Source organism: Sphingobacterium sp. ML3W, from assembly GCF_029542085.1.
GTDB lineage: Bacteria > Bacteroidota > Bacteroidia > Sphingobacteriales > Sphingobacteriaceae > Sphingobacterium.
This window is the reverse complement of sequence record NZ_CP107036.1, coordinates 2,671,511-2,685,486: the sequence shown is the minus strand read 5'-3', so window position 1 is coordinate 2,685,486 and position 13,976 is coordinate 2,671,511. Positions and strand designations below refer to the sequence as shown.

The window sequence follows — 13,976 nt, the reverse complement described above, 5'->3', positions numbered from 1 at the left end:
GGTAAAAGCATCATTTTTTTGATGTATCTATTGTGACCTCCGAGTTTATCTTGGGCAAGAGATTTGTGTCTGTAGGATCAAAACAGTATTTTTATGGTTTGGCGATGAGCGATAACGGGAAAGACACATTATGATGCATATGGAGGAGCAAAAAATTATTCTGGTTGAAGATGAGCAAGACGTTGCGGATTTGATCGTACAGGGATTGGGCGAAGAAGGTTATAAGGTCATTCATTTGGGGCGTGCCGAAGGGCTTGAGCAACTATTGGCCAAACAAGATGTAGCCCTTGTTCTTTTGGACATTCTTTTGCCTGGCACCAACGGACTTGATATTTGCAAACAGATCAGACATTGGGGCTATACCGATTTGCCTGTTATGATGCTTACGGCACTAGGAACCCCTGAAAACGTTGTGCTTGGTCTTGATAATGGCGCTGATGATTATCTTTCTAAACCATTTAAGTTAATCGAACTTAAAGCCAGAATACGTTCATTGATCCGTAGACAGCAATCCATTGTTCAGGCGACCCAACGCGAAGCACAGCCTCCAAAAGATACATTCAGTTATGGATTTCTAACGATTGATGATTATAAGAAAGTTGCCTATTGTGAAGGTCAAGAACTTAACCTGACCAGTACAGAGTATCGTTTACTTTTATTATTTATCCAAAGCCCAAAGAAAGTATTTGAGCGCAGTGAGTTATTGGATAAAATATGGGGAATTAATTTTGACATCGGATCAAATGTCGTTGATGTATATGTTAATTACCTGCGGAAGAAGATCGAGAAGGTAACGAGCAAAAAGGCCATTCATACCGTTATCGGAATGGGCTATGTGTTAAAAATCGAAGACTGAATAGATTAAGAAGACTGAATAGGTTAAAATGAATAATTACAATAGGAAACTCATCTATCTCATAGCAATATTAGTTATATATGTCAGCTGTTTCGTTGGCTTTATCTTTTACTCCATCACAAACTTTGCTTTCACCGATTTTTATAAACGCCTGGATCTGCGAAGAAATATTGCAGCAGAAAAGTTCCTCAATAGTAAATCCGCTTCGCAAACAGATCAATGGAGTCTGGACTTTATAGAAAGTCTGAACAATCAGCATGAATTTTTGGTTGAATTTGATAAGAATGGAAAAATTGTTCAAAGCCAGGGATTCTATTCTGAATTGTGGGATAAAATCAACAAGACCGGAACATCAAATTTTAAAGCAGGGCACCAATTCTATTCGACAAAGTACTTTTCAAAAAACAATAAGCATTATATTGTCGGCGCATCGGCGGAAAATTACTTCTACACGCATCACCTGGCCTATCTACGTAATCTGCTTATTATTAGTCTGATTTTGGGTATTCTTTTTATTTTGGTGGTTTCTGTCTTCATGAAACGTTCATTTCTAAAACCTATCCTGACCATGATGAAGGAAGTCCAGCAGATTGGCTCTGAGAATCTGGATAAGCGCCTGGATGAAGAAAAATATAAGGGGGAGCTCCATGATCTGGCGTTTACATTCAACAGCATGCTGACACGTTTGGAAACCTCTTTTGAAACCCAGAAAAATTTTATCAGTAATGCTTCACACGAATTGAATACACCCCTGACTTCGATTATAGGACAGGCTGACTTAGCACTGTCCAAAGAAAGAACAGTTGAGGAATATCAACGTACCTTATGTAAAATTATAGAATCTGCAGAGCATTTAGAAAAAAAGACCAAGGCGCTTTTGATGTTGGCCCGCACTGGTTTTGTAAGCAATTCAACAACATTTAATCCTGTTCGTATAGACCAGATTGTTATGGATGCCGAGTTGACTGTTAAAGCCATCAATGATAAATTTAAAATTACGACAGATTTTAGTTTGCTGCCCGATGACAGTATGCGACTCAAAGTCAATGGAAATGCTATTTTACTCCAGCTTGCATTATCCAATATCATTAGTAATGCCTGTAAGTATTCCTCCAATAGGACTGCTTATATCGCCTTGGGCGCATTAAACAATAAAGTGTTTATCCTGATAAAAGATAAGGGTATCGGGATCCCGTCAAAAGAATTGGGATATATTTATGATCCTTATTTTAGGGCATCCAATACCAATGGAATAGATGGATACGGCATTGGCCTGCCCTTAGCAAGAAATATAATAAAGCTCCACGGTGGGACATTAAAGGTCAATTCCGTCGTTGGGGAAGGCACGACTGTAGAGATTGAATTGCCAACTTACATTCGGTTTTAATCCCATTTTAATTTCCTTATTATTTTTAATCTCATTTTAATAAGTCTCTTAAAATTCTAATGGAAAGCTAATTCTAGCTTCATTCCGTTGCCATGTGCACCCATTAACTTTGTTAAAAAAATAATTGGGTATGGCAAAAGCGACACGCGTATTGATTCCAAGTGATTTTACAATTGATTCACTTTTTTTTGTAATCCATAGTATTGAGCAGTCGAAGGCTGAACAGCTTGACGTTATTTTGGTTTATGGAAATAAAAGTAGCACCTCAATCAGCGAATTATTAGGAATCAAACTAGAGGATCAACTCAACGACCTTCAGTCAGAGGATTTTTTGAAAGCCTGTCAAATGATCTGCCACCGATACGAAAATCGTAAACTTAATATCTACGCAGATATTATCGGTACGGACAATCCCAATTATTTACATCATTATCTGAATGGAGCCCGGATTGACGAGGTCAAGATTCCAACAGATTATCAATTTGAAAAAAGAACGAGACATTTCTTTGATGTTGGACAGGCTTTGTTGCACCTCAACGAAAGTAAGCGTAAACGTGTAGCCATTGTCGAAAAACCAGCAATGCATAAAACTGGAGGAAGTGTCTTGGGGGATTTATTTTTTAATAAAAAATGGGATGTTAACTACTAAAAGAAAAATACTAGCAAGATTCAATTTTGTCTTTTTGGCATTGTTGCTTCTGGGGGCATCATCGATGGTTATGCTTTACGAAAATCCTGAAAGGCTTTTAGAAGGCGAGTGGGAAGAACAGGGATGGTACTTTGAAAAAGTGGAGAAATCGCCAATATTCAAAAAACAGACGGTTATTCATGAAGGTATCAAAGATGCTGCTATTGCCCATCTGCCGCCCTTACAGGACGGTTTATGGCATTTTGAAAAAATGGGTGAAAAGAATTTTGTCGCCCATCATAAGGACAAACAGTATAACTGGTTTTTGAAAGGAAGGGGCCATATCCTTGAACTTCGAAAAAATAACGAGCTTGTGGAGAGTTTTGTTATACAGAAACTGAACAAAAATCAGCTGGTATTGCATCTCAATTTGGATATGCAGACCAAGGGAATAGCGCGTATCGTGCTGAAAAAAGGAGGAAAGGAAAAATATGCTAAGAAAATATAGCAATCATAGGACCATTCAAGATAACATTAAGCTGGGTGGACTAACGGCATTTTCTGCTGGTATGGTTAACGTCGCTTCAGTGATTGTGTTTTTTTCCTTTACATCAAATGTAACAGGATATTATGCTGTTTTTGCACAGGAGATAGCAAAAGGAAACTGGTATCAAGGTGCTGTCGTTTTGTTTTGGATCCTTTTGTTTTTAACAGGAAGCATGCTTTCCAACTTAATTATCATCCATGGTAAAGGAAAGTTCAGTGCATACCTGACACATTCGATACCCCTGGTGCTGGAGATATTAAGTATTTTGTTTGTAGGGATATATCTCGATGTTTTCTACGAAGATTCACTCAAGGAAACCGAGATATTGGTTGGGGCCTTATTGTTTGCGATGGGACTGCAAAATGGATTGACAGCGAGTATATCCAATTCAGTTGTAAAGACAACACATTTGACCGGATTGACGACCGATCTAGCGATACTAATATCCATGTTCACCAAAGAAGCCAATAGAAGCAATAAAGATTTGGTGGATAAGTTTCATTTGTTACTGACCATTGTCACAAGTTATGTAATGGGAGGACTACTCAGTGGAATCTCCTTTAATTACTTGTCTAATAAAACATTTTATGTGGTTTGTTTTGTTTTGCTTATCATAGGTTTATATGATTATTATAAACTATACCTGCTTAAAAAACAATTTGTAAAACGTCATCGCGAGGAATTGGTTGCCTAAATCTCTTGGTGATAATAATAAATAAGCCCCACCATACAGCAGTATATGGTGGGGCTTATTTATATCATTTTATCCAGGTTGTAAGGGAAGTCTTCGTTCATTAGCTGTCTATAGTTGAGACAAAACTGCTGAAATTTAATGCGGGCTTCATTGTGCTGATTTAAAGCAAACATCGCTTTCATTTCGGAAAATAATGCTTGTTCATTTAGCGGATCCAATAAGAATATCGTATGCGCAATCTCAATGCTTTTTTTATGCAGATGAGCAATGTCAGCTTTATGAAGTTCCGTCAGTAAAATGGGTAATAAATTTTGTTCAACCTCGGTCTTCAATGCATCAAACACAGGCAGATCCAACCCCTGTAAGAATTTTCCCCTTTGAATGATCTGAATTAATCTACTTTCATAAGCAGCCGAAGGGTTTGCCAGCAACTGGATGTAATCTACGTAATCACAATAAAATTCAGCGCTATGTTCAATAAGGAATCTTCCCTGCTTGTATACGAGTTCAATCCCAGCAAACTCACTCAGCACTTTTCGTAAATGATTGATCGTGACTCCTCTTGAGTTCTTTACCTTGTCTTCTGATTTGTCGGGCCACATGATCTGACTGAAATATGGTGAACTAATACCAGCACTGTTAGACAGGATAAGACAAAATGCCTGTTTCAGCTTTGTACTGAACAAATGAGAGATATCACGTTTGTTGCGGTCAAAAGCACGGAACTCACCAAACAGGAAAATTGCATTTGCCCGTATAAACTCGTCTTTTTGTATTGTTTGTGGGATTCCAGTATCTGCAATCCGTGGAACCTGCAGGATTCTTTTTTCAGCTACGCTTGCTATTTTTCGCTTTTGCCTACCTCGCTGCCAAAAGAAATAGAGGCCAACTCCGCAAATCGTAGATAACAACAATAGTAAGAATACTTTGCGGTTGGATCCAGCCAGTGGAACTCCATTTAATTCGTTAGGAGTTATCGGCGTCATATTCAAGGAATAGACTTTTAAGGTTGACTGTATATCATCTTTTGATTCTTGGACCAGTACCAGAAGCCTACCTAATTGTTGATCATAATAAAGTTGGGCATGTGTACTTATTTTATCTGAATAGATCGGAACAGAGTCCCCTAGGATATCAAAACTTCCATCTTTGACGGAAAAGCGATACAATTGGATATTGGACTTCGTTAGATATTCCGGATAACATAAGGCGTAAAAATGGCTGCTATCGGGGAACACCAAACCACGGGCAGGCACGATATGCTTATCTTTCCAAAGGACATCCCATTTTTTTGTAATTTCCTTGGTGTCCAAATTTATTTGATAGAAATCATAGAGATATTTTCGACCTACAATATGCTCCCCGGATTCATTTCCCATACCTCCAAAGATATAAGCGATTCGATTATTACTCCCTTGGCCAGCCGAAAGAAAATAGCGTGGGAAAATTTTATCGCCTGTCCATCCGTCAACAGTTTGCCATTTGCTGGAGTCCAAGTCGTAGCGCCTAAATTCGCCACTGTAAGCCATATTTCCATAACCACCGAAAAGATAGAATTGTCGCTGTTGTGCATCATAAAAAGAACCGTGATGATTTAATTCTTTCCTCATCAGGTCGTCACTTTCGACCTTCCATTCGAAAGTTTCCAGATCAAGGCTGGCTACCGTAGGGCCTTGATAGGGCTGGGTATAGAAAAGTTCATAGACATACAGTTTATTTGTCGTAACGTCTATAAAATTGTTTGCTAAAACCAATTTTACGGGACATGGTTTCTGAAAGGTCCGTTTTTTCGTCTGATTGGTCTTTATGTTGTATATGGTGATAGAATCCTGATTGAAATAATAAATCTCTTTGGTCCGTTGATTGTAGTTGGAACCAGCTTGTGAGAAGGAACTGCTTGCAAAGAGATTTTTCCATTTGTAAGAATCCACAATGAGCCAGGTTGGGTTTGTAGTGGAGCCATAAGCAACCCCATTTTCATCCTGTACAACAGTACCTGTGCTTTCTTTTAATGGGAATAGATAGCTTTTGGCCGTATTTCCAATCTGCACATTTTTGATAGACATGGCCGGAACATCGATCAGATAGTCACTTTTTCCAAAAATCACTTGAGGACTATACTGAGAGGGTAATTTCACTTTTGGTGATTGAAAAATCTGATTTTGTATCTGAAGCTTAAATAATTGCTTATGCAGGTCGAAGGTCAACTGAATCGTGATCCATTCCTCCTTGAATAATTGTTGCTGATTTATTTTTGCGATGATTAGACTGCTTTTACCTTCTTCGTTCAGACGGAAAATACAATTACCGGCCTCCTCATCATAAAATAAATTGTAAACCGTGTTATTGTCTTTATTCTTAACACGGAAGATATTTCCCAATGAATTGGATGAATAAATGGAAAGTTGAAACTTTAGCGTAAACTCCTGTTCAAATGAAATCGCCCTTTTGTCAAATAACTCGTAGGAGGTACGTTTGTCTATAGGCTCATGCCCACCTCTAAATTTGAGCCCCTGCGATCGGGAAAGTAGGGGAGTTAAGAGCAAAAAAATAATATATAATATACAGGGTCGCATAGTGCAATCAAAAAAACTTAAACCAATAGTTATCGACAAAGACCTGTTTAAAATAATTTGTCTGCTGTCGGCTTTTTATGAAATATAGTAACGGTTAGTATATCCCTTATCAATATCTTACAGGACTTAAAAGTATGCAAAAAAATGCGCTGAATAAAATAAAAGCTGTGTTACAATTGCTGTTTGTATTAGTCTTCCCAATCATAGGATATAAGGAAATAAAATAGAGGGTTATCGTTTTATTTTTGCCTTTTAACCCAATTTTAACCCAAAAATTAATCAGTCAGCTTTACCTTGCGTTAGAATTCCTGCCTATATTTTCGGTAGAAATTCGAACTAATTATAAATCGAAATCTTACTTATGAAAGTCTTTAAAAAGCTGCAATTTATTTTTGTTGCTTCCGTATCCATGGTGATGGTGCGGCAGGTTCAAGCTGAAATCCGAATTTCTTTTTCCGTTGACAATATCAAAAGTGATCAGGCTCGGCAAGATCAGAACTTAGTACGGGCGATGGCGCTCTTGGACCGGTCAATGGAAGTTTATTTCTCCGCAGATGGACAGTCTATGCATCGTTTCTATAATCCCGATACGAAGGTGCGTCCGGAGGAAAAGGCAAGTGTATGGATGTACTCCGCTTCGATAGAGGCTGTCAATGCAATTTTACATGGACTTAAAGCTCAAAAAGAAAGAGGGAATCATAACCTATTTGACAAACATTACAAGCGTTATGTGGATTTATTGGTCCAGCTTCACGAAAATGCCGCTTATTATTTAGGAACATTTAATCTTATTTCTTTTACACAGAGCAGAGACTGGACAGTGTATGCTGTGGATCGTGCAAAGGCAAAGGGGGCAGCAAATGTAACTGGGGTATTAAATGTCTATGACGATCAAATGTGGTTGATTCGGGAACTGATTGAAGCCTATCACCTGACAGGAAAAGAGCGCTATTTAAAGGAGGCAGAATACCTAACAACCTATGTATTGGATGGATGGGACTGCACCCTAGATGATAAGGGCAATGAAAATGGTGGAATTCCCTGGGGACCGGGCTACGTGACCAAACATGCTTGTAGCAACGCGCCTATGATCAGTCCATTGGTTTGGCTACATGAAATCTATAAGAAAAAGAACGATCAGATCACATACAACTATATCGATGCCGGAGATAGGCAGTCGCGTCGTTCTAAAATGCTGCGAAAGGCTGATTTTTATTTGGATTTTGCTAAAAGGATTTATGCTTGGCAAAAAGATCATTTATTAAATAGTAAAGGTGTTTACGATGATATGATGGGAGACTGCTATCCAGATTGCAGTATTGTCTACGAAATCGTCAATGGCATAAAGTATCGCAAAAATACCCAATTACGGAAAGCTGTTGGAACCTCATTTTCCTATAACAGTGGAACCATGATTTCTGGGGCCGCTGATCTGTACCGTGCGACCCGATCTAAGGTCTATTTGGAGGATGGAAAGAAGCTGAGCGATGCCAGTTTTCAATACTTTGCCAAACTAGGATCACAGGTACCTGCGTATTATACCTATGCTTCCGATGGGTTCAACAATTGGTTTAACGGCGTATTACTAAGAGGATTTTTTCAGATTTCTCCTGTCTTCGAAAAAGCCAAAAGTTATATGGACTCCTTCCAGCAGAATTTGGACTATGGATATGCCCATTTTTTGCGTTCCGGTTTATTGCCACCAGATCTTCTTGGTGGGTGGCATACAGACAAAGACAAAAATAACCTGGAGGGAATGTTCATGTTCACTTATGCGGCACAGTATGCCATGTTGTCCCAATACCAGATCGAAAAATAGCAAGATAAAGTAAAAAGATCGAGGTAAACAATTGTGATACTAAAAACGAATACCAATAAAACCGGGCTTGCGAGCCTATGAAAATACATCAGATAGCTTAATCACTATTTAAAACCAAATTATAAATATGAAAAAGGATTTAGGGAAATCAAGGCGGCGACTTAGCACACTGCTTGTGCTGATGGCGCTGGGTATTCCGTCCATGAGTTGGGCGCAGCAGAAAAATGTCAGTGGAAAAGTGCTTGATAGTAATAATAAGCCTATCGCTGGGGTAACGGTTTCTGTTCAGCATGCGGGTACACGTGTGGAAACTACTACCAATGCAGATGGTAGTTATACGATCGTAGTTCCGGAAGGAAAGAAGCTTTTGTTTAAATCGCTGGGTTTTAGCGCGAAGGAAGAGATTACGGATGGGAAATCCACCATTAATGTTGTCCTGGAAAACGATGATACGCAATTGGAGACCGTTGTTGTCGTCGGTTATGGTACGCAGCGGAAGCAATCACTGACTGGTGCTATCGCGTCCGTGAAGGGGACGGAAATGAGGCAGACGAAGAATGAAAATCCACAAAATATGTTGGCAGGACGCATTCCCGGGGTTCGCGTATGGCAGAAAAGTGCGGAACCGGGAGCCTATAGTGCCAATTTCGATATACGTGGTCTCGGAGCTCCGCTAGTCGTGATCGATGGGGTACCACGTACAAGCGAAGATTTTCAGCGCCTGAACCCGAGCGATATTGAAGAGGTTTCGGTTCTAAAAGATGCATCCGCAGCCATTTATGGTGTACGATCAGCAAATGGTGTGGTGTTGGTCACAACAAAAAAGGGAAAAGAAGGAAAGACCACAGTCAGTTATAATGGCTCCTATACTTTTCAAAAACCTTCTGGTATGCCCGTATTGGCCGATGCAATCAGTGCAATGACGATCTACAATGAGAAATCCATGAACAACATCAATGGTGGAAGTCCTGTGTATACCGAAAAAGATTTTGAAGATTTCAGAAATGGAACACGCCGCTCATCGGATTGGACTTCATTGATCTTTTCAAAATATGCACCACAGACGCAGCACGACATTAGTTTTTCGGGCGGAAGCAATAAGGTGCAGTACTATATTGGTGGTGGATATTCCTATCAGCAAGGCTTCTTTAAATCGGGTGATCTCAACTACAATAAATACAATTTGCGTTCGAATATCTCGGCAGAATTGGCCAAGGGATTGAAATTGGATTTGAACATCAGTGGGATGGCTGATCAGCAAAATAATCCTTATACAAGTTCGGTTGACATTATTCGAAACTATTGGAAACAGGGGATGTTGTTTGCTGCGTATGCAGATCCCGAAAATACCTTGTTAAATTATGAAGGGCTGGATTTGGAACAAAATACCGTAGCCATGATGGACGCGGACATCTCAGGCTATCGAAAATTCAAAAAGAAAACTTTCCAGACTTCAGCGGCATTGAATTATGACCTAAGTAATTTATCCTCCGCGCTTCAGGGGTTTTCGGCAAAGGCATTGATTGGCTATGATTACCGTGCAGATAACAATTCCCTATTCAGAAAGGAGTATTATCAGTATGCCTTGAATAAAACAACGGGTAAATATGATCAGAAACTCTATAACTTAAGTAGCCCAAATCAAATGAAACGGGAGTTTTTTGATAAACAACAGGTCTTAGGCCAGTTGATATTGAATTACGATCGTACATTTGGCGATCAACATAAAGTATCCGGACTTGTTGGCTGGGAATCACAAAAGAACGATGGCGATAACTTCTATGGACTGAAAAATCTTGCTTTTGGTTCCGACCAATTGCTTGCAGGTGTAGAAGATGGTCAAATGACCTCCATGTATGGTGGTATCAGTGATTATTATAATGAAGCAAAGTCGGCCCTGCTCGGACGGGTTAATTACGATTTTGCGGGTAGATATATTGCCGAATTTCAATTTAGATATGACGGATCCTCCCGTTTTGCCAAAGGACATCAATGGGGATTTTTTCCCTCGGCTTCCTTGGGATGGCGGATATCCGAGGAACCATTTTTCAAATCTATTGACGCGCTTTCCTTTGTCAATCAACTAAAATTCCGCGGTAGCTATGGCGTGCTAGGGGATGACTTATCCTCGTCCTGGGATTTTGGCTGGGTACCCGGCTATGTTTATCCAGCGACGAGTGGAAATGCTGAAAATGGCTATAATAATCAATATGCTCCAGGATATATTTTTGGTGATAAATATATCACCGGTGTAAGTCGGAAAGCTATCGCCAACGAATCAATTACTTGGTATAAAGCCAAAACATTCAATGTTGGTTTAGATTTCGAGGGATGGAATGGGCTGTTTGGTTTTACATTGGACTATTTTGAACGCACACGGTCGGGGCTATTTCAACGCCGCACGAGTGAATTTCCAACCGTAATCGGTGCAACGGCCCCGATGGAAAATGCCAATAGCGATCGCCATATGGGATTGGAATTGGAACTGAAGCATCACAATAAAATCAATGATTTCTCATACAATGTTCGGGCTATAGCGACTGTAACTAGAAATAAGTACCTGACCGCTGTCCAAAATGGTCCCTATAAAAACTCGTATGACCGTTGGCGCAATGACAACTTCAACAATAGATATCAAGGGATTCAATTTGGTTATGAATCGGCTGGAAGATTTGAGAATTGGGGAGATATTTGGAGTTACCCGATTTATAAGGAACGTGATGTCTTACCCGGAGACTATAAATACCTGGACTGGAATGGTGATGGCGAAATTAACGGTCAGGACGAACATCCTTTTGCATTCGACCAGACTCCGTGGCTTAATTATAGTATGAATCTCGAAACAGCTTACAAGAATTTCGATATGAATATATTGTTTCAGGGATCGGCTTTGGGCTCTATGGAATACAAAGAACCACTTTATGCAATCTGGGGATCGAATGGTGGCGGAACGTTGGAGCAGTACCTTGATCGTTGGCATCCTGTCAATCCCATGGCGGATCCTTATGATCCAGCGACAGAATGGGTGAAAGGCTACTATGGTTTTACAGGTAGATACCCGAAATCAAATTCTGAATTCAATCGGGTTAGCACAGCCTACTTACGCTTAAAGAGTATCGAATTGGGCTATACCATTTCGAATTTAAAACCTTCCTCATCGATGCGATTACGTGTTTACGCCAATGCCTATAACTTATTTACGATGACAGGCGTACGGTTTGTTGACCCCGAGCATCCTGATGATAACCTAGGTCGTATGTATCCATTGAATAAAACCTATACGTTAGGTTTATCGCTTACTTTTTAGCACCCACAAAAAATATTACAATGAAAAAAATACTCATTATACTATCACTAGCTGGCTCAATCGGACTTACAGGTTGTGCTGATCTAGATATTACACCTAAAAATATTGTAACGGATCAAGACCTATTGAACACACCAGCCGGTATGGATATTTATATGGCCAGGATGTACAGTCTGATGCCTTTTGAAGATTTCAAATACATGGCACAATGGGGGATTGAATTCAATGGCTGGTTAGCAGCCATAGGCATTGAAGGAACCGGTGAAGCTGTGACTCGAGATGGTATCAGCACCTCTTTTACCGGTGAAAGGACCGCTTATTGGGGAAGAGCATTTGAATTGCTCCGCGATGCAAACCATCTGATTGAAACCTTGCCCAATTACCGGGACAAATTCTCAGAAGAACTTTATAATCATTACTTGGGGGAAGGATATTATGTCCGGGCGACCGTGTTTTATGCGATGGCAAGACGTTTTGGAGGAATTCCTTTGGTGACCAAGGAACTACAATACCCGAATACTTTGGAGAACTTGGAGATACCCCGCTCGAGTGAAGAAGAGACCTGGAACCAGATCTTGAAAGATTATGATGAAGCAATCAAATTAATGCTTCCAAAAGGTCCTAAATCTGGCTATTCCAATAAATATGTCGCGCTTTCTTTTAAATCAGAGGCGATGCTCTATGCAGGTAGTGTGGCCAAATACAACGAAACGGTTTCTGGGCGCCTGACGGGGTTAGGCCGAAAAACGGGTGTCCGTGTCATCGGATTTGACGCCAGCACTGCAAAGGCAGCATCACAAAGGTATTTTGCAGAAGCTTATTCGGCTGCACGTCAGGTGATGACAGCAGGTGGCTATTCACTTTATAAAAAGAAATGGGCAGCGAACGATAAAGAGGCACAATATCAAAATATGGTGGATATGTTTAGTGACCTCAGTAGTCCTGAAAATATCTACGTCAAAGAATATGTCTATCCAACGTTGACACATAGTTTTGATGCCTTTAGCTCGCCCTTCACATTTAGATCTCCACTTTCTGCCGGAACATGTCCTACAGTAGATTTTATGGAATTGTTTGATGGATTTGACAAGTATCCCGATGGAACAGTCAAAGTGACTACTGGACAAAGCAACAGGGAAGGGGAATATAAGTTGTACGACAAACCAATGGATTTCTTTAAAAATGCGGAGCCTAGATTACGTGCCTATGTTATTTTTCCGGATGATATCTTCAAGCAAAGAAAAATGGATATACGAGCAGGGGTCTATACTGGTCAAACTCCTGTAAAACCTCTGTTTACAGATTATTCCTATGCAACAGCTGACACGCGCTATCAACAGTTGGGTGCCTACACAGGATCACCAAAAACCTTGTATCTGAGTCCAAGAGATGGTAGTGGACAACAAACAGTTGATTACAATGGGCAAAAAATGAATGCCGCTGGCAACGAAGGTCCATTCTTTGATAATGGTGAAGCAACCTTAACAGGCTTTTATGTACGTAAATGGCTCAATACAAATCCAGCAAAAGAAGTTGGAGAAGGGAAATCTGACCAACCTTTTATTTTGATGCGTTACGCGGAGGTATTATTGAATGCCGCCGAAGCAGCCGTTGAACTCAAAATGTTGGGCGCTAGTCCGGCAGATGGAAGCGACCTGCTGCAAACAGCGACGACTGCCGTCAATGAGATTCGTACTCGTGCGGGAGCAGATCTTTTGGCCGGCACAATTTCAGGAGATAATACAGGCCGAAATATCATTCGAAGAGAGCGTCGAAAGGAACTTGCATTTGAACATAAGGCGAAATGGGATTTACGTCGCTGGCGCGTACTGCATTTTGAAGGCCGGGACGGTTTCTGGGGAACACAAAAGGATAAGAATCTATACAGTAACAACGAGAATTTTAGATTCAGAGGATTGTATCCGTTTTTTTCCACAGCAGCAGGGAAGTACTTCTTTGATGCACGCTTCCAATGGGTAAGCACCAAAACGTTTCGGTACACACCTGTAGATTATTATTTTGAAATACCGGGTGACGAGGTGGCTAAAAGTCCGAAAATCGATCAACAGCCTAATCGATAGACAGCAAAAGTGTCCTGCCATTAACATGCGCAGCACACTGCTTGTTTGGAAGGAGTGAACTTTTAATAAAACAATAACTGG

The 13,976-nt window shown here is 40.2% G+C and carries 9 protein-coding genes; 8 read left to right on the top strand and 1 reads right to left on the bottom strand.

Annotated elements, in window-relative coordinates; translation table 11 throughout:
* Positions 1-139 precede the first annotated feature (139 nt).
* The 5 genes from OGI71_RS11615 to OGI71_RS11595 all read left to right on the top strand — a co-directional run bounded on the left by OGI71_RS11615 (position 140) and on the right by OGI71_RS11595 (position 4,112).
* Positions 140-856 (top strand): response regulator transcription factor, encoded by a 717-nt coding sequence (locus OGI71_RS11615; protein ID WP_282255615.1) that lies wholly within the window; start codon positions 140-142, stop codon positions 854-856.
* A 28-nt stretch (positions 857-884) separates the two neighbouring features.
* Positions 885-2,243, top strand: coding sequence for a HAMP domain-containing sensor histidine kinase (locus tag OGI71_RS11610; RefSeq protein ID WP_120258530.1), 1,359 nt, complete (start codon positions 885-887; stop codon positions 2,241-2,243).
* Between the two features lie 130 nt (positions 2,244-2,373).
* Complete coding sequence (locus OGI71_RS11605) at positions 2,374-2,892, top strand: hypothetical protein (RefSeq protein WP_282255613.1); 519 nt, start codon at positions 2,374-2,376, stop codon at positions 2,890-2,892.
* Positions 2,879-3,379, top strand: coding sequence for a hypothetical protein (locus tag OGI71_RS11600; protein WP_282255612.1), 501 nt, complete (start codon positions 2,879-2,881; stop codon positions 3,377-3,379). Before OGI71_RS11605 ends, OGI71_RS11600 begins: the two co-directional genes overlap by 14 nt.
* Positions 3,363-4,112: a YoaK family protein gene (locus OGI71_RS11595; RefSeq protein WP_282255611.1), complete on the top strand. Its 750-nt coding sequence runs from the start codon at positions 3,363-3,365 to the stop codon at positions 4,110-4,112. Before OGI71_RS11600 ends, OGI71_RS11595 begins: the two co-directional genes overlap by 17 nt.
* Positions 4,113-4,171: 59 nt before the next feature.
* Here the strand turns inward: OGI71_RS11595 and OGI71_RS11590 are convergent, their stop codons facing one another.
* Positions 4,172-6,658, bottom strand: a complete 2,487-nt coding sequence (locus OGI71_RS11590; RefSeq protein WP_282255610.1) for a kelch repeat-containing protein — start codon at positions 6,656-6,658, stop codon at positions 4,172-4,174.
* Positions 6,659-7,049: 391 nt separating this feature from the next.
* Here OGI71_RS11590 and OGI71_RS11585 point away from each other — a divergent pair, with 391 nt between their 5' ends.
* The 3 genes from OGI71_RS11585 to OGI71_RS11575 all read left to right on the top strand — a co-directional run bounded on the left by OGI71_RS11585 (position 7,050) and on the right by OGI71_RS11575 (position 13,895).
* Positions 7,050-8,507 carry a glycoside hydrolase family 76 protein gene (locus OGI71_RS11585; protein WP_282255609.1) on the top strand — a complete coding sequence of 486 codons (1,458 nt, stop codon included), beginning with the start codon at positions 7,050-7,052 and terminating at the stop codon, positions 8,505-8,507.
* A 127-nt stretch (positions 8,508-8,634) separates the two neighbouring features.
* Complete coding sequence (locus tag OGI71_RS11580; RefSeq protein ID WP_282255608.1) at positions 8,635-11,814, top strand: TonB-dependent receptor; 3,180 nt, start codon at positions 8,635-8,637, stop codon at positions 11,812-11,814.
* A 20-nt stretch (positions 11,815-11,834) separates the two neighbouring features.
* Complete coding sequence (locus tag OGI71_RS11575) at positions 11,835-13,895, top strand: RagB/SusD family nutrient uptake outer membrane protein (RefSeq protein ID WP_282255607.1); 2,061 nt, start codon at positions 11,835-11,837, stop codon at positions 13,893-13,895.
* The last annotated feature ends 81 nt before the right edge of the window (positions 13,896-13,976 follow it).